Source organism: Ferruginivarius sediminum, assembly GCF_003344765.1.
Lineage (GTDB): Bacteria > Pseudomonadota > Alphaproteobacteria > Kiloniellales > Rhodovibrionaceae > Ferruginivarius > Ferruginivarius sediminum.
In genome coordinates, this window is sequence record NZ_QPMH01000007.1 from 173,226 (window position 1) to 195,903 (window position 22,678).

Annotated in this window: 23 protein-coding genes and 2 tRNA genes; all 25 read right to left on the minus strand. The window is 64.0% G+C overall.

Annotation, left to right across the window (positions count from 1 at the left end; genetic code table 11):
* Positions 1-2 precede the first annotated feature (2 nt).
* Positions 3-251 carry a DUF1467 family protein gene (locus tag DRB17_RS09950; protein ID WP_114582042.1) on the minus strand — a complete coding sequence of 83 codons (249 nt, stop codon included), beginning with the start codon at positions 249-251 and terminating at the stop codon, positions 3-5.
* Complete coding sequence (mce, locus tag DRB17_RS09955; protein ID WP_114582043.1) at positions 248-670, minus strand: methylmalonyl-CoA epimerase; 423 nt, start codon at positions 668-670, stop codon at positions 248-250. The genes DRB17_RS09950 and mce overlap by 4 nt, the downstream gene beginning before the upstream one ends.
* Before the next feature lie 80 nt (positions 671-750).
* Positions 751-2,550 (minus strand): SLC13 family permease, encoded by a 1,800-nt coding sequence (locus DRB17_RS09960; protein WP_114582044.1) that lies wholly within the window; start codon positions 2,548-2,550, stop codon positions 751-753.
* Positions 2,551-2,595: 45 nt separating this feature from the next.
* Complete coding sequence (locus DRB17_RS09965) at positions 2,596-4,263, minus strand: ribonuclease J (RefSeq protein ID WP_114582045.1); 1,668 nt, start codon at positions 4,261-4,263, stop codon at positions 2,596-2,598.
* A gap of 18 nt (positions 4,264-4,281) precedes the next feature.
* Positions 4,282-5,055, minus strand: coding sequence for a type III pantothenate kinase (locus DRB17_RS09970; RefSeq protein ID WP_114582046.1), 774 nt, complete (start codon positions 5,053-5,055; stop codon positions 4,282-4,284).
* 9 nt (positions 5,056-5,064) lie between these two features.
* Positions 5,065-5,856, minus strand: coding sequence for a biotin--[acetyl-CoA-carboxylase] ligase (locus DRB17_RS09975; RefSeq protein ID WP_114582047.1), 792 nt, complete (start codon positions 5,854-5,856; stop codon positions 5,065-5,067).
* On the minus strand, positions 5,853-7,304 hold the full coding sequence (nuoN, locus tag DRB17_RS09980; protein ID WP_114582048.1) for an NADH-quinone oxidoreductase subunit NuoN: 1,452 nt from the start codon (positions 7,302-7,304) through the stop codon (positions 5,853-5,855). Before nuoN ends, DRB17_RS09975 begins: the two co-directional genes overlap by 4 nt.
* 31 nt (positions 7,305-7,335) lie before the next feature.
* Positions 7,336-8,865: an NADH-quinone oxidoreductase subunit M gene (locus DRB17_RS09985; RefSeq protein WP_114582049.1), complete on the minus strand. Its 1,530-nt coding sequence runs from the start codon at positions 8,863-8,865 to the stop codon at positions 7,336-7,338.
* 4 nt (positions 8,866-8,869) lie between these two features.
* Entirely contained in the window at positions 8,870-10,801 is a 1,932-nt protein-coding gene (gene nuoL, locus DRB17_RS09990) for an NADH-quinone oxidoreductase subunit L (RefSeq protein WP_114582050.1), read from the minus strand.
* Between the two features lie 7 nt (positions 10,802-10,808).
* Complete coding sequence (nuoK, locus tag DRB17_RS09995; protein WP_114582051.1) at positions 10,809-11,120, minus strand: NADH-quinone oxidoreductase subunit NuoK; 312 nt, start codon at positions 11,118-11,120, stop codon at positions 10,809-10,811.
* Positions 11,120-11,734: an NADH-quinone oxidoreductase subunit J gene (locus DRB17_RS10000; RefSeq protein ID WP_114582052.1), complete on the minus strand. Its 615-nt coding sequence runs from the start codon at positions 11,732-11,734 to the stop codon at positions 11,120-11,122. Before DRB17_RS10000 ends, nuoK begins: the two co-directional genes overlap by 1 nt.
* Positions 11,735-11,813: 79 nt before the next feature.
* On the minus strand, positions 11,814-12,302 hold the full coding sequence (gene nuoI, locus DRB17_RS10005) for an NADH-quinone oxidoreductase subunit NuoI (protein ID WP_114582053.1): 489 nt from the start codon (positions 12,300-12,302) through the stop codon (positions 11,814-11,816).
* Between the two features lie 131 nt (positions 12,303-12,433).
* The gene (nuoH, locus tag DRB17_RS10010; protein ID WP_114582054.1) at positions 12,434-13,444 is read right to left on the minus strand and encodes an NADH-quinone oxidoreductase subunit NuoH; all 1,011 of its coding nucleotides are present in this window, start codon (positions 13,442-13,444) and stop codon (positions 12,434-12,436) included.
* Positions 13,437-15,503: an NADH-quinone oxidoreductase subunit NuoG gene (gene nuoG / locus DRB17_RS10015; RefSeq protein ID WP_114582055.1), complete on the minus strand. Its 2,067-nt coding sequence runs from the start codon at positions 15,501-15,503 to the stop codon at positions 13,437-13,439. Before nuoG ends, nuoH begins: the two co-directional genes overlap by 8 nt.
* Positions 15,504-15,511: 8 nt before the next feature.
* On the minus strand, positions 15,512-16,816 hold the full coding sequence (gene nuoF, locus DRB17_RS10020) for an NADH-quinone oxidoreductase subunit NuoF (RefSeq protein ID WP_114582056.1): 1,305 nt from the start codon (positions 16,814-16,816) through the stop codon (positions 15,512-15,514).
* Positions 16,817-17,569 (minus strand): NADH-quinone oxidoreductase subunit NuoE, encoded by a 753-nt coding sequence (gene nuoE / locus DRB17_RS10025; RefSeq protein ID WP_114582057.1) that lies wholly within the window; start codon positions 17,567-17,569, stop codon positions 16,817-16,819.
* Positions 17,566-18,744, minus strand: a complete 1,179-nt coding sequence (locus DRB17_RS10030) for an NADH-quinone oxidoreductase subunit D (protein ID WP_114582058.1) — start codon at positions 18,742-18,744, stop codon at positions 17,566-17,568. The genes nuoE and DRB17_RS10030 overlap by 4 nt, the downstream gene beginning before the upstream one ends.
* A 1-nt stretch (position 18,745) precedes the next feature.
* Positions 18,746-19,372 carry an NADH-quinone oxidoreductase subunit C gene (locus DRB17_RS10035; protein ID WP_114582082.1) on the minus strand — a complete coding sequence of 209 codons (627 nt, stop codon included), beginning with the start codon at positions 19,370-19,372 and terminating at the stop codon, positions 18,746-18,748.
* 51 nt (positions 19,373-19,423) lie between these two features.
* Positions 19,424-19,981, minus strand: a complete 558-nt coding sequence (locus tag DRB17_RS10040) for a NuoB/complex I 20 kDa subunit family protein (RefSeq protein ID WP_114582059.1) — start codon at positions 19,979-19,981, stop codon at positions 19,424-19,426.
* On the minus strand, positions 19,972-20,337 hold the full coding sequence (locus DRB17_RS10045; RefSeq protein ID WP_114582060.1) for an NADH-quinone oxidoreductase subunit A: 366 nt from the start codon (positions 20,335-20,337) through the stop codon (positions 19,972-19,974). Before DRB17_RS10045 ends, DRB17_RS10040 begins: the two co-directional genes overlap by 10 nt.
* Before the next feature lie 238 nt (positions 20,338-20,575).
* Positions 20,576-20,652: transfer RNA gene (locus DRB17_RS10050), tRNA-Asp, on the minus strand.
* A 111-nt stretch (positions 20,653-20,763) separates the two neighbouring features.
* Positions 20,764-21,702: an AEC family transporter gene (locus DRB17_RS10055; protein WP_114582061.1), complete on the minus strand. Its 939-nt coding sequence runs from the start codon at positions 21,700-21,702 to the stop codon at positions 20,764-20,766.
* Between the two features lie 79 nt (positions 21,703-21,781).
* Positions 21,782-21,857 (minus strand) — tRNA-Val (locus tag DRB17_RS10060).
* A 109-nt stretch (positions 21,858-21,966) separates the two neighbouring features.
* On the minus strand, positions 21,967-22,239 hold the full coding sequence (locus DRB17_RS10065; protein WP_114582062.1) for an HU family DNA-binding protein: 273 nt from the start codon (positions 22,237-22,239) through the stop codon (positions 21,967-21,969).
* 173 nt (positions 22,240-22,412) lie between these two features.
* Positions 22,413-22,678, minus strand: a 266-nt coding sequence (locus DRB17_RS10070) for a S16 family serine protease (RefSeq protein ID WP_338322694.1), incomplete at its 5' end; no start/stop codon positions are given.

Below are 22,678 nucleotides of genomic sequence, written 5' to 3' on the forward strand. Positions count from 1 at the left end.
CCCTAGCCTTTCGGGATCGCACCGCGGAACTGGATCACCTCGTACTGGATCAGGAAGTACACCCCGAGCCAGACGATGGCCGCCAGCACCGTCGTCACCGCCGCCTTGCGCCACAGCATCGGCTTCTCCGGCGCGCTTTCAGCGTGACCCTCTTCCGGTTTCTCCGGCGGCCTTGCCCCCCACGGCAGGACCATGAAGATCAGGACCCACCAGATGATGACGTAAAGCAGGATACCCGTGAACCAGTTCATGGCGCCATGACCGCCGAAGCCTGCTCCAGTTCGATCAAGGTGCCGTTGAAGTCCTTCGGGTGCAGAAACAGCACCGGCTTTCCATGCGCGCCGATCTTGGGCTCGCCGTCGCCCAGCACCCGCGCGCCCTTCGCCTGCAGGCGCGCCGCCGCATCGCCGATATCGTCAACCTCATAGCATACATGGTGGATGCCACCCGCCGGGCTCTTCTCAAGGAACTTTGCGATGGGCGAGGCCTCTCCCAGCGGCTCCAGAAGCTCGATCTTCGTGTTCGGCAACTCGACGAAGACGACGGTCACGCCATGATCTGGCTCCTCGACCGGCTCCGAGACCTTCGCCCCCAGGGCGTCGCGATACTGCGCACTGGCGGCGGCAAGGTCGGGGACGGCGATGGCGACGTGGTTCAAGCGTCCGATCATTGCGATGCATCCTCCGGCAAAGATACCCGCAGCCCTATTAACGCATCCGGAGGCCGGACCCAAGGCCGCAGGCGTGCGACCTACTGCAGCGGCCAAAATATCGGAATGACGAAGGTCGCAAGCGCCCACATCAGCAGGTTGAGCGGCACCCCGACACGCAGAAAATCGCGGAAATGATAGCCGCCGGCGTTGTAGACGAAGGTATTCGTCTGATAGCCAATCGGCGTCGCGAAGCTGGCACTCGCGGCGAACATCACCGCAACGACGAACGGCCGCGCGTCGACCCCAAGCTGATCGGCCAAGCCTACGGCAATCGGCGTCAGCAGGATGGCCGCAGCGTTGTTCGACAGCACCTCGGTCAGCAGCGACGTCAGGAAATACATCGCCGACAGGACCGCCAGCGGTCCCAGCCCGGCGATGACGGCGGCAAGCTGTTCCACGATCAGGGCCGCCGCGCCGGTCGTCTCCATCGCCATGCCGAGTGCCAGCATGCCGAAGATCAGCATCAGGATGCGCCAGCGGATCGCTTCGTAGGCCTCTTGCGCATCCAGGCAGCCCAGCGCGACGACAGCGACCGCGGCGATCAGCGCCAGCGCGGCAATCGGCAACACGCCGACCTGCGCCAGCCCCATCATGACCAGCACCGCGCCGATGGCGATGGGCGCCTTGTGCCGACGGAACGGACGCCCGGCCGGCTCAGTGAGATTGATGAGGTCCTGTCGATCGAACATTCCGCGCAGACCCTCGGCCGGGCCTTCCAGCAGGAGCGTGTCACCAAAGTCGAGTCTCACGTCCTCGAAGTTCTCGCGGATGCTCTCGTCCTGCCGGTGGACGGCCAGCACGTAGACCCCGAACAGCTTGCGCAACCGCAGGTCGGCAATGCGTATGCCAGCAAAGCGCGACTGCGGGCCTATGAGACCTTCCATCACCACCGTCTGCTGGCTGCCCACCGGCTCGAAGGTATGCGCGCGGGCGGGGTCGAAGGTGAGGCCCTCGATCTCGCGCAGGCCCATGACATCGGCGGCATGGCTTCGCAGCACGATACGGTCGCCGGCGGCCAGCAGCACATCGTCCATCTGCCGGCGCAGGGAGACGTCGTGGCGGATGACGTCGACGACCTCGAAGTTGTTGCGGGCGGACAGCCCGGCCCCGGCCAGCGACTTCCCGACAAGCGGCGAGTCGTGCGGCACCAACACCTCAGACAGGAACCGGCGCTTCGCCTTGTCCGGCAGGATCTCCGCCAGCGTCCTGCGATCAGGCAGCAGCCACCGGCCGACCGTCATCAGATAGATCAGCCCGACCACGGCGAAGATAATCCCCGCCGCCGTGATCTCGAACATGGAGAACGCGGGCTGGCCCAGGCTGCGCGCCACACCATCGACCAGCAGGTTGGTCGAAGTTCCGATCAATGTCGTCGTGCCGCCGAAAATCCCCGCGAACGACAGCGGGATCAACAGCCGCGACGGCGCCACCCCCTGCACCTGCGCCAGCGAGATGACGACCGGCGTCAGGATGACCACGACCGGCGTGTTATTGACGAAGGCCGACGCCAGCATGACGAGTAGCAGCAGCGCCGACGTCTGCGCGACGGGCGGTCCCCGCATGCTTGTCACCGCCTGCCCCACCCGGTCAATCACACCCGTGCGCTCCAGCGCGGCGGAGAGTACGAACATCGAGGCAATAGCAATTGGCGCGCTGTTCGAGAACACGCCGAATGCATCCGCCGGCGAGAGGATTCCCGTGGCGAGCAGCACGGCAATGGCCAGCAGCGCCACCACGTCCGCCGGCAGCCGCTCGCGGACCAGGCCAAAGAAAACGAGCGCCACGAGAGCAAGCGTGATGGCGATCTGGGCTTCGGGCCAGGCGGCAAGCAGGCTCATCGTCTTCGCGGTTGCAGAGGTTATCGCAACGGTATCAAGAAGGGCCTAATCCAGCCTGACGAGATGTACATCGGTAACGGGCTTGCGCCCGGTGTCACGATGCAGGCTTCGCCGCACCGCCAACCGGGCGGTTTCGCGCACGACATCGTCGTTGTGCTTCTCTCGATGTTTCAAACGGCCGACAGACTTCTCCACGGCGTCAATGGCGGCCTCGGCCATTCGCCAGCCGGCTTCGTCATCGCCGAAAAGGCCGTAGACGGTCAGCAGCGGCTCGCCCTCCAGCCGGCCTTCCCGGTCGACGACGAGCGTGAGAACCGCCGCGCCCTGGAAGCTGACCTTTCGCCTCTCGCGGACGGCGCCATGGTCCACCGGCACGATGGCGCCGCCGTCCACCGCGAGCCGGCCGGTCGGAACCTCCCCGACAACCTGCGCTCCGTCGCGAGTCAGGCGCACGCATTGGCCATCACTGGGCACGAAAACGTGGGGAACCTGGCACGACTGCGCCAGCTTCGCGTGCGCCATCAGATGGCGTCGCTCGCCATGCATGGGCACCGCCAGACGCGGCCGCACCCAGTGGTACATCTGCTCCAGCTCCGCCCGGCAGGGGTGGCCGGAGACGTGGACGAAGTGATCCTCCTCCGTCCAAACCTCGATCCCCGCCGCCAGAAGCTGGTTCTGAAGCGCGTGGATCGCCTTCTCGTTGCCCGGAATGATGCGCGAGGAGAAGATCACCGCATCGTCCTTCTCCAGCGCGATCTCTGGATGGTCGTTCCTGGCGATCCGGGCCAGGGCCGAGCGGGGCTCTCCCTGACTGCCGGTTACCAGCAGCATGACCTCCTCGCGCGGCAGGTAGCCTGCATCGCGCTCGTCGACCGTCGGCGGAAAGTCCTCAAGATAGCCGACCTCCTTGGCCGCGCGCACGATGTTGTGCATCGCGCGTCCGGCCAGCACGACACGGCGGCCGTGGGCGTGCGCCACCTGCGCGACCGTTTCCAGGCGGGCGACGTTGGTGGCGAAGCAGGTGACGGCGATGCGGTTCTTGAGGGTGCCGGCAAGGTCCATCAGGCTCGTGCGCACGTCTGCCTCGGAGCCGCTGTGCCCCGGCACGAGCGCGTTGGTCGAATCGCCGACCAGCGCCAGGATATCCTCCTCGGCCAGCCGCGCCAGTCGCTCCCGGTCGTATCCGGCGCCCACCAAGGGATCGGGGTCCAGCTTCCAGTCGCCGCTGTGGAAGACCGTTCCGGCCTTCGTACGCAGCAGCAGGGCGTTTGCCTCGGGGATCGAGTGCGTCAGTGTGATGAACTCAAGGCCGAAGGGCCCGATGTCGAAGCTGCCACCGACCGGAAGCTCGATCAGTTCTACCTCTCCCAGCAGCCCGAACTCCTCGAACTTCCGCCGCAGCACGGCGCTGGCGAAGGGCGTGGCGTAGACAGGGCACCGCAGCCGGTTCCAAAGATAGGGAATAGCGCCCAGATGGTCCTCGTGCGCGTGCGTGATCACGAGCCCGGCCAGTTTTTCACGCTGTTCGGCGATGAAGGCGGGATCGGGCAATAGCAGGTCGATCCCCGGCAGCCGCTCATCAGCGAAGGCCACGCCGAGGTCGACCATTAGCCATTGGCCGTCATGGCCGTAGAGGTAGCTATTCATGCCGATTTCGCCGGTTCCTCCCAGGGGGACGAACAGCAACTCATCGGCGCTTGGCGTTATTTGCATGTCGTTTCGGGACTCGCGTCAGACTTTTCGGTTCGCTTCATAGATACGCTTCAGGCCGCGCAGCGTCAGGTCCGGATCCACATTGTGGATGGCATTCGTCTCCGCCTCGAACATTGCCGCCAGTCCGCCGGTCGCCACGACGGTTGGCGCGTGGCCGTACTCCTGACCGATGCGGGACAGGATGCCCTCGATAAGGCCGATATAGCCCCAGAAGACACCGGACTGCATCGCCGGGACCGTGGCCTTGCCGATGACCTGCGGCGGCTTCTCCACCGCCACGCGCGGCAGCCGCGCCGCGGCATTATGGAGCGCATCCATCGAGGAATAGATGCCGGGCGCGATTATGCCTCCCTCGTAGCCGCCATCGGCGCCGATGACGTCAAAGGTAGTCGCGGTGCCGAAGTCCACGATCACCAGCGCACCACTGTAACGCTCGTGCGCGGCGACGGCGTTCACCAGACGGTCGGCACCCACCTGCTCCGGCCTGTCGATCCGGATCGGAACCCCAAGCTCGACGCCGGGCTCGCCGACGGTCACCGGAGGTCCGCCAAAGTAGCGCGCGCACAAGGTCTTCAGGCTGTAGGTCGCCGCCGGCACTACGTTCGCCATGACGCAGCCGTCGATATCCTTGGGTACCAGCCCCTCCAGCGCCATGAGCTGCGTCAGCCACACCGCGTATTCGTCCGGGGTCCGCCGCGCGTCGCTCGACGCCCGCCATCTGCCGCGAAGTGTGTCGCCGTCGTAGATGGCGAAAACGACGTTCGTGTTCCCGGAATCGATCGCGAGCAGCATATGGACGCTCTAGGGCCGCCAGAAGATTTCGCCGACGGTGATGCTTCGCAAGCTTCCGTCGGACATACGAAGCTGCAGCGCACCCGTCTCGTCAAGGTCCTCGAACACACCTTGCAATGTGCGGTCGGGTAGCCGCGCCTCGATCTCGCGGCCCTTGCTCTTGCTGCGGTTCAGCCAGGCGTGCCGGATCGGCGCGAAACCATCGTCCACCCAGCGGTTCACCCAGGTCAGGAAGTGGCGGGCGAATGCCTCAAGCAGCTCCACCTCGTCCAGATCGCGGCGCGCGCCCTCGAATTTGAGACTGGTCGCCGGGTACGCCGAGTCCTCGGGATAGTCTGCGATATTGACGCCCATGCCCAGCAGCAGGGTGTCTAATGCGCCGTCCGCGTCCATCACGGATTCCAAAAGGATGCCGGCAGCTTTGCGCTCGTTCACGAGGACGTCGTTCGGCCACTTCAACGTCACTTCCACCAGCGGCGGCAGAACGCTGCCAAGCGCATCGCACAACGCAACCGCCGCGACGAAACCGAGCTGCGCCGCCTCCGCGGCGGGGCATTCGGGCCTCAGCACCAGGGAAAGGTAGAGGTTGCCGCGCGGGCTGCTCCATTCGCGTCCGCGACGGCCACGCCCCTTCGTCTGCTCCCGCGCCCAGACGAGCGTTCCGTCTTCCGCGCCCTCGGCCGCGAGACGCCGTGCCTCGTCGTTCGTACTACCGACACTGTCCAGGGCGACCAGCCGATACGCGGGCGGCAGTCTCGGTTGGCGGTCCGCCGACGCGCCATCGGTGGGCGCCGGGCTCATCCGGCCAGCAACGCCGCGGCCGCTGCTTCCGCTCCGTCCACGATCGGGTTCGGAAAGACGAAGAACAACAGCGTGATCAGGCCGGTCGCCCCCATCACCAGGCTCATTTCACGGCCGAAGGGCGTGTCGAAGGCCTCCGCCGGCTCGTCGAAGTACATTAGTTTGACGATGCGCAGGTAATAGAACGCGGCAACCACGCTCGACAGCACGCCAATGACGGCCAGCGTGTAGAGTTCGGCCTCAACAGCAGCCAGGAACACGTAGATCTTGCCAAAGAATCCGGCCAAGGGCGGGATGCCGGCCATCGAGAACATGAAGATGCCCATCGCCAGGGCCATCATCGGATGCGTCCGACTGAGCCCCCGCAGGTCGTCGATCTGCTCGACCATCCGGTCCTTCTGCCGCATGCACAGGATGACGGCAAAGGTGCCGATGTTCATGAACAGGTAGATGGCCATGTAGACCGCAAGGCCCCGGATGCCCGCCTCCGTGCCCGACGCCAAGCCGATCAGCGCATAACCCACATGGCCAATCGAGGAGTAAGCCATCATCCGCTTGATATTGCGCTGGTTGATCGCCGCGAAGGCCCCCAGGACCATCGACAGGATGGAAATCGCGACGAGAACCTGCTGCCACTGCGCCGTCAGGTCGCCGAACGGCCCCATCATGACCCGCACGAAGAGCGCGATGGCCGCCGTCTTCGGCGCGGTGGAAAAAAATGCCGTCACGGCCGTGGGGGCACCTTCGTAGACGTCGGGCGTCCACATGTGGAACGGCACGGCGGAAACCTTGAAGGCAAGCCCTGCGATGACGAATACCACGCCGACGACAAGCCCCACCGACGGCGTCTCTCCCGCGGCCTGCGCCTGAGCGAAGATCGCCGCCAGGTCGCCGAAGCTCGTGGTTCCGGCAAAGCCGTAGACCATGGACGCGCCGTAGAGCAGCAGGCCGGAGGACAGCGAGCTGAGGATGAAGTACTTGAGGCCGGACTCGGTCGAGCGAATCGCATCGCGCCGGAACGCCGCGATCACATAGAGCGACAGGTTCTGCAGTTCGAGGCCGACGTAAAGCGAGATCAGGTCGTTGGCCGAGACCATCATCAGCATGCCGACCGTGGCGTAGAGCATCAGCACCGGGAACTCGAACCGGGCCATGTTCTCGCGTTCGATGTAACGCCACGACATCACGAGGCACAGCGCGGCGGCCGTCAGGATCAGCCCCTTCATGAAGCCCGCGAAGCCGTCATGCACGTAAAGGCCACCGAAGGCTGCGGCACGCTCGGCCGGCGCCAGCCAGACAAGCGCCAGCGTCACCACCACGGCGACGACCGAAAGGCCGAGAACCAATTGCGTCGATTGCTGCCCCCGGAACACACCGAGCATCAGCAGCACGGTGGCCGCGACGACGAGGAAAAGCTCCGGAATGATCGTGGCCAGATCGTATGTCATGCGCGTTCTTCGATCCCGTCCTGCAGGGCCGTCACTGGCCGGACCACAGCAGCGCCAGGCTCGCACCCTCGCTGCCTGCCATGGCCTGTTCGTAGTTGGTGATGAGGCTCTCGACCGACGCCGACATCACGTCGAGAAAGCTGACCGGATAGATTCCCATCCACAGCACAAGCACGATCATCGGCGCGAAGATCGCTTTTTCCCGCCAATTCAGGTCGAGGATGTCCATCAGGTGCTGCTTGGTCAGCTTGCCGAAGATGATGCGGCGGTAGAGATAGAGCATGTAGGCCGCGCCCAGCACCATGCCGCTCGCGATCAGCAGCGCCACCCAGGTGTTGGCCTGGAAGGTCCCGACGATCACCAGGAACTCGCCGACGAAACCGCTGGTTCCCGGCAGTCCGACGCTGGCCAGCATGAACACCATGAAGATCAGGGCGTAGTTCGGCATCCGGTGGACGAGGCCGCCATACTTCTCGATCAGCCGCGTGTGGATGCGGTCGTAGACGACGCCGACCACAAGGAAGAGCGCGGCGGAGACGATGCCGTGGCTCAGCATCTGGAAGATCGCCCCTTCCAGCCCCTGCTGCGTCACCGTGAACACGCCGGCCGTGACGAAACCCATGTGCGCCACCGAGGAATACGCGATCAGCTTCTTCATGTCCTCCTGCGCCAGCGCGACGAGCGAGGTGTAGATCACGGCAACGATGGACAGCCCGAAGACCAGCGGTGCGAAGAAGGCGGAGGCCTCGGGCAGCATCGGCAGCGAGAACCGCAGGAATCCATAACCGCCCATCTTCAACAGGACGCCCGCCAGAATGACGGAACCGGCCGTCGGCGCCTCCACGTGCGCGTCCGGCAGCCAGGTGTGAACCGGCCACATCGGCACCTTGACGGCAAAGGACGCGAAGAACGCCAGCCACAGCCAGATCTGCATCTCGGGCGGAATGCCGGCACCGGCAAGCAGGGTCGGGATGTCGGTCGTGCCGGTGTGGAAGTAGATGGCCAGGATGGCCAGCAGCATCAGCACGGAGCCGAGCAGCGTATAGAGGAAGAACTTGAAGGCCGAATAGACGCGCCGCGGACCGCCCCAAACGCCGATGATCAGGAACATCGGGATCAGGACGCCCTCGAAGAACATGTAGAACGCCACGAAATCCAGGGCGCAGAACATGCCCACCATGAGCGTTTCCAACGCCAGGAACGCGATCATGTACTCCTTGACGCGGTAGGTTATCGCCTCCCAGCTCGCCAGGACACAAATCGGCGTCAGGATGGTCGACAGCAGGACGAACATCATCGAGATGCCGTCGACGCCCATGTGATAGGTGATGCCGAACGCCGGGATCCACTCGGTCTTCTCGACGAACTGGAAGTCCGCCGTGCCGCGCTCGAAGCCGAACCAGACGAACAGAGACAGCACGAAGGTGATCAGCGAAGTCCACAGCGCCACGTAACGTGCGTTGCGGGCGACAACCTCCTCCTCGCCGCGGATCATCAGAATGAAGCCCGCGCCGACCAGCGGCAGGAAAGTCACCAGCGAAAGCAAAGGCCAGCCGTGCATCGCCCTATCCGATCTGCGTGAAAATGTACCAGGTCACGAAAGCCACGACGCCGATCAGCATGACGAAGGCGTAGTGGTAAACGTAGCCGGTCTGCAGCCGGCTGATGCGCACCGCCAGGTTACGCGTTGTCGCCGAGATGCCGTCGGGTCCAAAGCCGTCGATCACGGCAACGTCGCCGGACTTCCACAAGCCCTTGCCCAGAAGCCACGCATTGCGGACGAAGACGGCATTGTAGACCTCGTCGAAGTACCACTTGTTGTAGATGAAGAGGTAAAGCGGCCGCAGCGCGCGCGCCAGCACGCCGGGCAGATCGGGCCGCGCCATGTACATGACGTACGCCAGCGCGATACCGGCCACTGCCAAGACCAGCGGCAGCAGCTTTACCCAGAGTGGGACGTGGTGCGCCGCCTCGATGCTGTCGTGATCGTGCAGAACGTGAATGGATTCACCCCAGAACGGCATCCGCAAATCGCCGACAAAGGCACCATAGGCCAGCCAGCCGGCCAGGACCGCACCCGTGGCAAGCACGATCAGCGGCACCGTCATCACCCTGGGCGATTCATGCACGTGATGCATCACCTCCTCACTGGCGCGCGGCTTGCCATGGAACGTCATGAACAGCAGGCGCCAGGAATAGAAGGCCGTCATGAAGGCCGCCGCCACGCCCAGCCAGAACGCGAAGGCCCCGTGCCCGGTATGCGACGCCCAGGCCGCCTCCAGGATGATGTCCTTGGAGAAGAAGCCGGCGAACGGCGGAATGCCCGCCAACGCCAGGCTGCCGATCCACATCAGGGCATAGGTCAGCGGGATCATGCGCCAAATTCCGCCCATCTTCCGCATGTCCTGCTCATCGCTCATGGCATGGATGACCGAGCCGGCGCCAAGGAATAACAGCGCCTTGAAGAAGGCGTGCGTCATAAGGTGGAACATCGCCGCACTATAGGCCGAGACACCGACGGCGAAGACCATGTAGCCGAGCTGGCTGCACGTGGAATAGGCGATCACGCGCTTGATGTCATTCTGCGCCATGCCCACCGTCGCGGCGAAGAACGCCGTCGCCGCCCCGACGACGGTGATGACCTCAAGCGCGAAGGGCGCGTACTCCAGGATCGGGGACAGGCGGCAGAGCATGAAGACGCCGGCCGTCACCATGGTTGCGGCATGGATCAGGGCGGAAACAGGCGTCGGGCCCTCCATCGCATCCGGCAGCCAGGTGTGCAGGCCAAGCTGCGCCGACTTGCCCATGGCGCCGATGAACAGAAGGATGCCGACGATATCGAGCGCACGCCCCTCGATGCCGATGAAGGTGAAGCTGCTGTCGGCCATGTCCGGGGCGGCGGCGAATACCTGATCGAAGGTCGTGCTGCCGAACAGGAAGAAGATACCGGCAATGCCGAGTGCGAAGCCGATGTCGCCGACGCGGTTCACGAGAAAGGCCTTGATCGCGGCCGAGTTGGCGCTGGGCCGGTCGTACCAGAAGCCAATCAGCAGGTAGGAGGCAAGGCCGACGCCTTCCCAGCCGAAGAACATCTGCAGGAAGTTGTCCGCCGTCGCCAGCATCAGCATGAAGAAGGTGAACAGCGACAGATAGCTGAAGAAGCGCGGGATCGACGTGTCGTGTTCCATGTAGCCGATGGAATACACGTGCACCATCGCCGAGACGATCGTGACCACGCAGAGCATGATGGCGCTTAGCGTATCCATGCGGATCGCCCAGCTCAGTTCCAGGCTGCCGCTGTCGATCCAGGTGAAGAACTCCGTCGAGCGGGCGTTGCCATAGACCGCCACGTCGACGAACACGATCACCGACAGCGCGGCCGACAGCAGCAGCAGACTGCAGGTAACGACCTGCGAGCCACGATCCCCCAGCTTCTGCCCGAACAGACCGGCCAGTATGGCGCCGATCAGCGGCAGGAAAACGGCGACGACTTCCATACCCGCCTCAGCCCTTCATCATATTGATGTCTTCCACCGCGATGGAGCCGCGGTTGCGGAAATAGACCACCAGAATCGCCAGCCCGATCGCGGCCTCCGCCGCCGCAACGGTAAGAACGAACATCGCGAAAATTTGCCCGACCAGATCGTTCAGATGGACCGAGAAGGCGACCAGATTGATGTTGACCGCAAGCAGCATCAGCTCGATCGACATCAGGATGACGATCACGTTCTTCCGGTTCAGGAAGATCCCGAAGATGCCCAGCGTGAACAGGATCGCCGCGACAGTCAGGTAGTGGGCCAGCCCGATCTCAAGCATTACACGCCGCTCCCGCTCTGCACCTTCTTGATCTCGACCGACTGCTCACGCGAACGCAGGTTCTGTGTGCGGATCGATTGACGGCGCACACCCTCGCGGCTGCGCAGGGTGAGCACGATGGCCCCCACCATCGCCACCAGCAGCACGATGCCTGATGCCTGGAAGAGATAGATGTAATCCGTGTAGAGCACGTTCCCGAGCGCGGCCGTGTTGGAAACCTCATCAATCGGTGGAATCGGCGCCCGTGCCACCGCCTGCGCCTCGGGCGTGATCACCCAACTTCCTAGAACCAGCACCAACTCAGCCAGCAGGATCAGGCCGATCAAGCCGCCGATGGGGAGGTACTGCAGGAAACCCTGGCGCAATTCCGCCACGTTGATGTCCAACATCATAACGACAAAGAGGAACAGGACCGTCACCGCCCCCAGGTAGACCACGATCAGGATCATCCCGAGGAACTCCGCCCCTAGAAGGATGAACAGCGCCGCGGCATTGAAGAACGCCAGGATCAGGAACAACACCGAATGCACCGGGTTGCGCGCCGAAATCACCATCACGGCCGAGGCAATAGTGATAGCGGCAAAGAGATAGAAGCAGATCGCCTGAATGATCATGCCGGCCCCGTGCGGTTCTCCAATTCCCTGCGCGCCACCGCGGCCCGGCGATGGGCCGCGTACGCGCACACGTACGTGCTTAGCGGTACGGCGCGTCGAGCGCCAGCCTCTCCGCGATTTCCTGCTCCCAGCGGTCGCCGTTCTGCAGCAGCTTCTCCTTGTTGTAGAACAGCTCCTCGCGGGTCTCCGTGGCGAACTCGAAATTTGGCCCCTCGACGATGGCATCAACCGGACAGGCCTCTTCGCACAAGCCGCAGTAGATGCACTTCGTCATGTCGATGTCGTAACGAGTCGTCCGACGGCTGCCGTCTTCGCGCGGCTCGGCCTCGATGGTAATCGCCAGCGCCGGGCAGATCGCCTCGCACAGCTTGCAGGCGATGCAGCGTTCCTCGCCGTTGGGATAGCGGCGCAGCGCGTGCTCGCCCCGAAAGCGCGGGCTGAGCGGCCCTTTCTCATAGGGATAGTTGAGCGTCACCTTCGGGCGCAGCATATAGCGGAACGTCAGCGCCAGCCCGGCGACGATCTCACCCAGAACCAGCGAACGTGCGTAGCGATCGAGGACGGCCATCGTCTCTCAAGCCCCTTCCGTATCGGCGTGGCGCGGCGCGGGCGTACCCGCGGCGCGGCCGGCGCCTACCATAGTCGCCAGAACCGCCGGTGCAAGCGCACCGTCCGTCACAGTCATGCTCGATGCGTCCCTCAATTCGGCACCCAGTCGAATGCGATGAGGACACCTGCGGTCAGCACGACCCAGAACAGCGAGAACGGCAGGAAGACCTTCCAGCCCAGCCGCATGAGTTGGTCGTAGCGATACCGCGGGAGGGTCGCGCGGACCCAGATGAAGACGAACATCACCAGCGCGATCTTCAGCGCCAGCCAGATCGGTCCCGGAATCCAGGTAAAGGGCGCGAATCCGAGCACCGGCAGCCAGCCGCCAAGGAACAGGATCGACGTCATGCCCGAAAGCAGCAGCATGTTCGCGTACTCGCCCAGGAAGAACAGGGCGAAGGTCATCGACGAGTACTCGACGAAATACCCAGCCACGAGTTCCGCCTCGCCCTCAGGCAAGTCGAAAGGCGTGCGGTTCGTCTCGGCCAGGATCGAGACGAAGAAGATCACGAACATCGGCAGCAGCGGAATGGCGAACCAGACCGTGCGCTGCGCCTCGACGATCTCAGAGAGGTTGAGCGACCCGGCGCAGACGACCACCGTGATGATGACGAAGCCCATCGAGACTTCGTACGACACCATCTGCGCGGCCGAGCGCAGCGCGCCCAGGAAAGGGTACTTCGAGTTCGATGCCCAGCCGGCCATGATGATGCCGTAGACGCCGAGCGAGGAGATGGCGAAAAGATAGAGGATACCGACATTGATGTCGGCGATCACCATGCCCTCCCCGAACGGAATCACCGCCCAGGCCACCAAGCTCAGCACGAAGGTTATGATCGGCGCGGCGATGAAGACAACCCGGTTCGCGCCGGCCGGTAGGATGGTTTCCTTGAACAGCAGCTTCACGCCGTCCGCGATCGGCTGCAGCAAGCCGAAGGGCCCCACCACGTTCGGCCCGCGTCGCAACTGCATCGCGCCGATAATCTTACGTTCGGCATAGGTCGTGTAAGCCACCGCCAGCAGCAGCGGCACCAGAACCGCGACGATCTGCAGGACGATGAAGATCGTCGGCCAGATGTAGCCTTGCCAGAGCTCAGCCATGAGTGCCCGTCGCCTTTTGCTTCGGCAGAACGAAGGCCTCGGTGCAACGGGCCATCGTCTCCGAGTTCCGACTGATCGGATCGGTCATATAGAAGTTCGTGATCGGTAGTCCGAACGGCGCCGAATCCGTTTCTCCGGCCTGCCCGAACTCGCCCCAGCCGGCTTCCGGCACCTGATCGACGGCGGCGAATGTCGTCGCCGCCTCGATCAGCTTCTGCCGTACCTCGCCCAGGTTGTCGTAGGGCAGTGGCTTTTTCCCGACATGATCCGACAGCGCGCGCAGGATCGCCCAATCCTCCCGCGCGTCGCCCGGCGGATTGGCCGCCAGCCGGCCAAGCTGAACACGGCCCTCAGTGTTGACGTAGGTCGCATTCTTCTCGGTGTAGGCGGCGCCGGGCAGAATGACATCGGCCCGGTGCGCCCCGGCGTCGCCATGATGGCCCTGGTAGACGACGAAGGCCTTGCCAAGGCGGCCGATGTCGAACTCGTCGGCGCCCAACAGATAGACGAAGTCGAGTTCGCCCTTCTCGGCACCGTCCAGAATGCCAGTGGTGTCGCGTCCGCCCTCGCCCGGCAGGAAACCGAGATCGAGCCCCCCGACCCGCGCGGCGGCGGTATGCAGCACATTGAAGCCGTTCCAGCCGTCGCCGACCATACCGTAGGTTTCCGCCAGCCGGCGCGCGTGGTGCAGCACGGCTGCGCCATCGGGACGGCTGAGCGCCCCCATGCCGACAATCACCATCGGCTTCTCAGCGCTCTTCAGGACCTCCGCGAAAGCACCCTTCCCGTCCGCCAGTTCCTTCAGCGTCTCCGGTCCGGCGCCCAGGTGCTCGACCTCGTAAGTCAGATCGACCGGCTCGCCGATGACCCCGACGCGGAAGTCGCCGCGCAGGAAGCGCTTGCGCAGCCGGGCGTTGATCATCGCCGCCTCCGCGCGCGGGTTCGTGCCCACCAGCAGGCAGGCATCCGCGTCCTCGATCCCGGCGATCGACGTATTGAACAAATAGCCGGCGCGGCAGGCCGCATCGACCTTCGCGCCGTCCTGCCGGCAATCGGTGTTGGCCGAGCCCAACCCGCGCATAAGGTCCTTCAGCGCCAGCATAGATTCGGCATCGCAAAGATCGCCGGCGAGCGCCGCGATCTTCTGTCCCTTCTTGCCCTTCAACGCTCCCGCAATCGCCTGAAATGCCTCGTCCCAGGTCGCCTCTTCCAGGCGGCCCTTGTCGTTCCGCACGTACGGACGATCCAGGCGTTGACGGCCCAAGCCATCGCAAGCATGCCGGGTCTTGTCGTGGATCCACTCCTCGTTGATGTCCTCGTGCAGGCGCGGCAGCACGCGCATCACGTCCCGCCCACGGGTATCCACGCGGATGTTCGAGCCGACCGCGTCCATGACGTCGACCGACGGCGTCTTGCGCAGCTCCCAGGGACGCGCCGCGAACGCATAAGGCAGCGAGGTCAGCGCCCCAACCGGGCAAATATCGACCAGATTGCCGGAAAGCTCGCTGTCGATCGCCTTTTCCAGCGTGGAGATCTCCATGTGCTCGCCACGGTAGAGCGCACCGATGGATTCCACGCCGGCCACCTCGGCGGCGAAGCGGATACAGCGGGTGCAGTGGATGCAGCGGGTCATGATCGTCTTGATCAGCGGACCCATCTCCTTCTCCGGCACCGCGCGCTTGTTCTCGGTGAAGCGCGAGCGGTCGAAGCCATAGGCCATCGCCTGGTCCTGCAGATCGCACTCGCCACCCTGATCGCAGATCGGGCAGTCAAGCGGATGGTTGATCAGCAGGAATTCCATAACGCCGCGCCGGGCTTTGCGGGTCTTCTCGCTGTCGGTCCAGATCGTCATGCCGTCCTGGGCCGGCATATGGCAGGACGCGATGGGCTTCGGCGCGCGCTCCATCTCCACCAGGCACATCCGGCAGTTTCCGGCAACCGACAGGCGCTCGTGGTAGCAGAAGCGCGGGATCTCGAAGCCCGCCAGCTCACAGGCCTGCAGGACGTTCACGCCGTCGGGAACGGTCACGTCCTTGCCGTTGATGGTCAGCGTGGGCATCAGGTCTCCTATTCGGCCGCGAGCGAGACGGCCGCCTTGCCGTGCGTTCGCTTGTAATCGACGATCCGCCGCTCAAGCTCCGGACGGAAGTGGCGGATCAGACCCTGCACCGGCCAGGCGGCGGCATCGCCCAGGGCGCAGATGGTATGGCCCTCGACCTCCTTGGTCACATCCCAGAGCTTGTCAATTTCCTCGATCTCCGCCCGGCCCTCGATCATCCGGGTCAATACGCGCCACATCCAGCCGGTGCCCTCGCGGCACGGCGTGCACTGGCCACAGCTTTCGTGCATGTAGAACAGCGAGAGGCGCGCGATCGCGGCCACGATATCGGTGGACTTGTCCATCACGATCACCGCGGCCGTGCCCAAACCCGTCTGCGCCTCCTTCAGGGCATCGAAGTCCATCAGGATCGAATCGCAGGTGGGCTTGGGAATGCACGGCACCGAGGAGCCGCCCGGAATAACGGCCAGCAGGTTGTCCCAGCCGCCACGCACGCCGCCGGCGTGCCGCTCGATAAGCTCCTTCAGCGGGATGCTCATCGCCTCTTCGACGTTGCACGGCTTGTTCACGTGGCCAGAGATGCAGAACACCTTGGTGCCGGTGTTCTTCGGACGGCCGATGCCCGTCCACCACTCCACGCCGCGGCGCAGGATTTCCGGCGCCACTGCAATCGTCTCAACGTTGTTCACCGTGGTGGGGCAGCCGTAGAGGCCGACCTGCGCCGGAAACGGCGGCTTCAGGCGCGGCATCCCCTTCTTGCCCTCCAGGCTCTCCAGCAGCGCGGTTTCCTCGCCACAGATGTAGGCGCCGGCGCCGCGGTGCAGGTAGATGTCGTAGTCGTAGCCCGATTTGCAGGCGTTCTTGCCGATCAGGCCCGCTTCGTAGGCCTCGTCGATGGCGTGCTGCAGGTGTTCCGCCTCCAGCCAGAACTCGCCACGGATATAGATGTAGCAGGCCTGCGCGCCCATCGCGAAGCCGGCCACGAGACATCCTTCCAGCAGCCGGTGCGGGTCATAGCGCATGATCTCCCGGTCCTTGCAGGTCCCGGGCTCGGACTCGTCGGCATTGACCACCAGATAGCTGGGCCGGGGATCGTCCTTGGGCATGAAGGACCATTTCATCCCCGCCGGAAAGCCGGCGCCGCCACGCCCGCGCAGCTCCGAATCCTTTATCCGCTGCAGCACGCCGTCACGGCCCATCTCGATCATCTGCTTGGTGCCGGACCAGACGCCCCGCTTGCGCGCCCCGGCCAGCTTCCAGTCGAACTGGCCATACAGGTTGGTGAAGATCCGATCCTTATCCTGCAGCGCCATTTAGCTGCCTCCACCCTTGCCCGAGGTGTCGCCCGCTTGGCCGTCGTCCTGCGCCGCCTCTTCGCGCGCCTTTCGCACCTCTTCCGGCTCCACGTCCTCGCCGCTGCCGAATGGATAGCTCGCATGTCCCGTCTCGGAAATCTCCGTGAGCACGTGCGGGCCGCCCTCCTGCTCCGAGCCGACGCGGCCAATCTGGGAGCCCACCGGCACCTCCTTGCCGGCCCGCAGATCGTCGATGATCTGCGACAGCCGCTCGGATGTCAGATCCTCGTAATAATCGTCGTTGATCTGCACCATTGGGGCATTGCAGCACGCGCCAAGACACTCGACCTCGCGGACCGAGAACAGGCCGTCCTCCGTCACCTCGCCCGCGTCGACACCCAGTTTCTCCTTGGCCGTACGCGCCAGCTCGTCGGCGCCGCGCAGCCAGCACGGCGTGGTACGGCATACCTGGATGAAGTGCTTGCCGACCGGCTGGTGGTTGAACATCGAGTAGAAGGTCGCGACCTCATGCACCCGGATCGGCGCCATCTCCAGTACCTTGGCCACGTATTCGATGGCCTCGGTCGTCAGGTATCCGCCAAGTTGGCGCTGCGCGATCCACAGGAGTGGCACGACCGCGCTGGCCTTGTGGTGCTCCGGATACTTGGCCAGATGCTTCTCGGCCTGGGCCTGGCTTTCCTTGGTGAAGGCAAAATCGCCGGATGCGGGCTCGGGAAAGGTCGTGACCTTGGGATGGGTCGTGACGCTCATCGGTCGATCTCCCCGAACACGATGTCCATCGAGCCCAGAATGGCCACGCTGTCCGCCAGCATGTGCCCCTTGCACATGTAGTCCATCCCCTGCAGATGCGCGAAACCGGGGGCCCGGATATGGCACTTGTATGGGCGGTTGCTGCCGTCCGCCACAAGATAGACGCCGAACTCGCCCTTCGGCGCCTCCACGGCCGCGTAGGTTTCGCCCGGCGGCACGTGATACCCCTCGGTATAGAGCTTGAAGTGATGAATCAGCGCCTCCATCGAGCGCTTCATCTCCGCGCGCTTCGGCGGCATGACTTTCTGGTCGTCCACCCTCACCGGTCCCTCGGGCATCTTGTCCAGGCACTGCTGCATGATGCGAAGGGACTGGCGCATCTCTTCCATGCGGACGAGATAGCGGTCGAAGCAGTCGCCGTTCCTGCCGACCGGGATATCGAAGTCCATCTCGTCGTAAACTTCGTACGGCTGCGCCTTGCGGAGATCCCACGGAAGACCCGTGGAACGGATCATCGGCCCTGTAAAGCCCCAATCCAGCGCCTCTTCCTGGGAGATCACGCCGATGTCCACCGAGCGCTGCCGGTAGATCCGGTTCTCGGTCAGGATCTCCTCGATATCGTCCAGTGTCTGGGGGAAGCGTTCGCAGAAGGCGTGGATGTCGTCGGCAAGGCCCGCAGGCATGTCGCGCGTCACGCCGCCGGGACGGAAATAGCCCGAGTGCATGCGCGCGCCGGAGACACGCTCGTAGAACTCCATCAACCGCTCGCGCTCCTCGAACGCCCAGAGCATGGGCGTCATGGCGCCGACGTCAAACGCATAAGTCGTCACGTTCAGGAGGTGGTTGAGGATACGGGTCACTTCGCAGAACAGCGTGCGCACGAATTTCGCCCGGCGCGGCAGTTCCAATCCCAGGAGGTTCTCGGCAGCAAGGGCGAAGGCGTGCTCCTGCGACATCGGCGCGACATAGTCGAGACGGTCGAAGTAATGCACCGCCTGCAGGTAGGTCTTGTACTCGATCAGCTTCTCGGTGCCGCGATGCAGCAGCCCGATGTGCGGATCGAGCCGCTCGATGACCTCACCGTCCATCTCCATGACCATGCGCAGCACGCCGTGCGCGGCGGGATGCTGCGGCCCGAAGTTCAGTGTCAGGGGCTTGATCGTCGCTTCGGCCATGTCAGCCCTTCTTTTCCTCGCCCTGCTCCCCGGCCTTCTCGTCGCCCGGCAGGTGCAGCATGCCCTCCCAGGGGCTCATGAAGTCGAAGTTCCGGAATTCCTGCGTCAGCTTCACCCGGTCGTACACCACGCGCTTCTCGTCCTCGTCGTAGCGAACCTCGACGAACCCGGTGAGCGGGAAATCCTTGCGAAGCGGATGCCCCTCGAAGCCATAGTCCGTCAGGATCCGGCGCAAGTCGGGATGATTGGCGAAAAACACGCCGTACATATCCCAAACCTCCCGCTCGCACCATCCCGCGAAACTGAACACGCCGGTCACCGAATCCACCGGTGTTTCCTCGCCCGTGGGCAGCTTCACGCGGACGCGCTGGTTATGCTTCAGGGACAGCAGGTGATAGACGACCTCGAAGCGTTCCTCGCGCTCGGGGTAGTCGACGCCGGTGATGTCGACAAGCTGCTTGAAGTGGCAGTTCGCATCGTCGCGCAGGAAGGTCAGCACCTTCACGACCGAGTCGCGCGTAATCGACACCGTCAGCTCGCCGAAGGCGACCTTCGTCGCGGTCACCTCGTCCGGCAGCGCGCTCTCTATATAGTCGCCGAGATCGGTCAACGCTTCGGTGTTGGCCATCATTCTCCTCCGCACCGGCCCGCCATCGCATCGACTGCACGGGCCGCGAACTCACTGACGCTCAAGGTGCGCCTCGCGCCGGATTTTCTTCTGTAGCTGCAGGACGCCGTAGAGCAGGGCCTCGGCGGTGGGCGGGCAGCCAGGGACGTAGATATCCACCGGCACGACACGGTCGCAACCGCGCACCACCGAATAGGAATAGTGGTAATAGCCGCCGCCGTTGGCGCACGAGCCCATCGAGATCACCCAGCGCGGCTCGGCCATCTGGTCGTAAACCTTGCGCAGGGCGGGCGCCATTTTGTTGCACAGAGTCCCGGCGACGATCATCACGTCCGACTGCCGGGGGCTTGCCATAAACACCGTGCCGAAACGGTCGAGGTCATAGCGACTGCACGCGGTCTGCATCATCTCCACCGCGCAGCACGCAAGGCCGAAAGTCATCGGCCACAGCGAGCCGGAGCGGGCCCAGGCAGACAACTTGTCGAGCTGGGCAACGACGAATCCCTTGTCGCTCAGCTCGCCCGAAACGCCCTGCCAAAGGCGCTGCTGGTCGATGCCCTGCACCGGCGCGCCTTCCGGCCCGGCCTTGGAGACAGAGGTCACTCCCATTCCAGGGCCCCTTTCTTCCACTCGTAAATGAAACCGATCGTCAGGATGCCGAGGAAGATCACCATCGACCAGAAGCCGAACACCCCCGTCTCCTTCAGCGAGACGGCCCAGGGGAACAGGAATGCCACTTCGAGGTCGAAGATGATGAAGAGGATCGAGACGAGATAGAAGCGCACGTCGAAGCGGCTGCGCGCATCATCGAAGGCTTCGAATCCGCATTCGTACGCCGACACCTTCTCCGGGTCGGGCCGCTGGCGCGCGATGATGTACGACGCCAGGATCATGATCCCCGAAAGGCCGATGGCCACGGCGAAGAAAATGAGGATCGGCAGGTATTCGCGCAGCAGGCTTTCCATCGCTTCGCTTCCTCAGCTCCCGTTCGCGCCCGGGCGTATAGCACGCCCGGCGGCGCGCGTCAGGTCGTTTTCCGAAAGCGGCGTCAGTCTGGCGCAGCCACGGGTCATTCACAACCACCCACAATGTAGCTTTGTGCGCCGCACAGAAAACCGGGTTAGACGCGGCAACGAACCGCACGACGGAGCGCCGGTACATGGCGAGTACGTTCAATTATGTGGATGGCGGAGGGAGGCGATATGGCGGGAGTGACGGGACTCGAACCCGCGGCCTCTGGCGTGACAGGCCAGCGCTCTAACCTACTGAGCTACACCCCCGCGAACCCTCCGTCGGGGTGGCCGTGATGTACGCAACCGGCAGAGCGCTGTCAAGCATGCTCGCGCCTGTTTTCACGAACTTCGTCGGATCGGCACTGGACAAGCCAGGCATCACTGCGGTCCGAGTACGAACAGAAGCCCCGAAATGGACGCCACGGCGGTTGCCGTGCCAAGCAGCACGGTCCCCGCAGCCGCCTGGGCTGCGGCGCCGTAATTCTCCGCCATGACGTAGACGTTTACCCCCGCCGGCAGCGCGGCCATCACAACCGCCACGTTCATCCATAGCGGGTCGAGGGCGAAGACCTGGCTGGCAAGCAACCACACGGCGAAGGGATGGACGAGCAGTTTCAGACTAACGAGAGCACCGATCTGTGCCTTTTCGCCGACGACCCCATAGCCATGCAATGACGCCCCCATCGCGAAGAGTGCGCAGGGCACAGCGGCCCGGCCCAGGGTTTGCAACAGCGAATCGACCGTTTCCGGTAATGCGACTCCCGCCATGTTGATCAGAAGCCCGACGCCAAGCCCGACCAGAATCGGATTGCGCACGAGGCCCCGCAACGTACTTAGCGGGATATGCCGCAAATGTTCCGACGCCCCCCGTCCGAGTTCCAGAACGGTTGTTACCGTCGGGAAAATCAACAGGGAATGGAATGCGATCAGAAGAAAAACAGGAAGACTCGCCCGCTCTCCGAAAACCGTCAGCAGCAGTGGGATACCGAGCAGGACCGTATTGGAATACGAACTCGCCATTCCGGCGATCGCAGCCTCGCGAAGGGTCCTGCCAAACGCGATACGCGCAACCGCAAGGCCGATGGCGAAAACCGCGAAGGTCCCGATGTAGTACGACAGCAGGAAGGGCCACGCCACCTGCCCTTCCAATTCCATACGCGCCATGGAGCGCAGCAGCAACGCCGGAATGGCGAATCCGAATGCGAAATACGACAGCCCCTTCAACCGCTCCGCGTCGAACAGACGCAACAGGGCCGCGACATAGCCGATACCGACCAGCCCGAAGACGGGAATAACAATGTCGAGAAGAATGCTCACCGCGGGCCCGAATGACGCCGCCCACCGGACCCAGCGGCCGGCAAAGCGGCGAGGATGGCAATAACGACGACGCTAAGGCTGGTGGGCGGTGCAGGGTTCGAACCTGCGACCTCCCGGGTGTAAACCGGACGCTCTCCCAGCTGAGCTAACCGCCCTCAATCCTGCCTTATATTGCTTTCCCGGCCCGCCCAAGCCAAGGGCGAAAACGAAACCGGCCGCCAGGAGTTGCCCGGCGGCCGGAATCGTCATGACACTGGCGCCCCGTCAGTTGACGGCGTCCTTCAGAGCCTTACCCGCCTTGAACTTCGGCTGCTTGGTCTCCGGAATCTGGATGCGCTCGCCGGTGCGCGGGTTACGGCCCTCTGAGGCTGCCCGCGTCGCGACGGCGAAGGTGCCGAAGCCGACAAGCCGAACCTCGTCGCCCTGCTTCAGCGAATCGGTGATCTCGTCAAAGACACTGTCCACAGCCTTGGCTGTATCTGCCTTCGTGAGGCCAGTCTTTTTCGAGACAGCGTCAATAAGCTCGTTTTTGTTCACGTCGAACCCCCCACGTATTTTTGGGAAAGAAACGGATATCCGTTAAAGACCGCCCAAACAAGTGAGCCGGAGTCTAATTCGCGCCCGCCCCCCGGTCAATGCGCGAAACTGCGGATTCCAAGGGCAAACCGCCAATTTTGGCCGCCGCGGAGGCTACCTGTTGCTTATATGCATCAATGTGTAATGACTCCGCTGCGTTCCTTGCCGCCGCGCGACTCGGGAAGTGCCGGCGACTCGCCCCCGCTCTCGGCCTCCAGCGGCGACGGCTCTTCCTTCAGGCAGTTCCGAAGGACTTCGTCCAGTGTGGCTACCGGGATGATCTCGAGGCTGCGCTTGACGTTGGCGGGGATGTCGGCGAGGTCCTTCTCGTTCTCCTTGGGGATCAGCACCGTCTTCAGCCCGCCGCGCAGGGCGGCCAGCAGCTTCTCCTTCAGCCCGC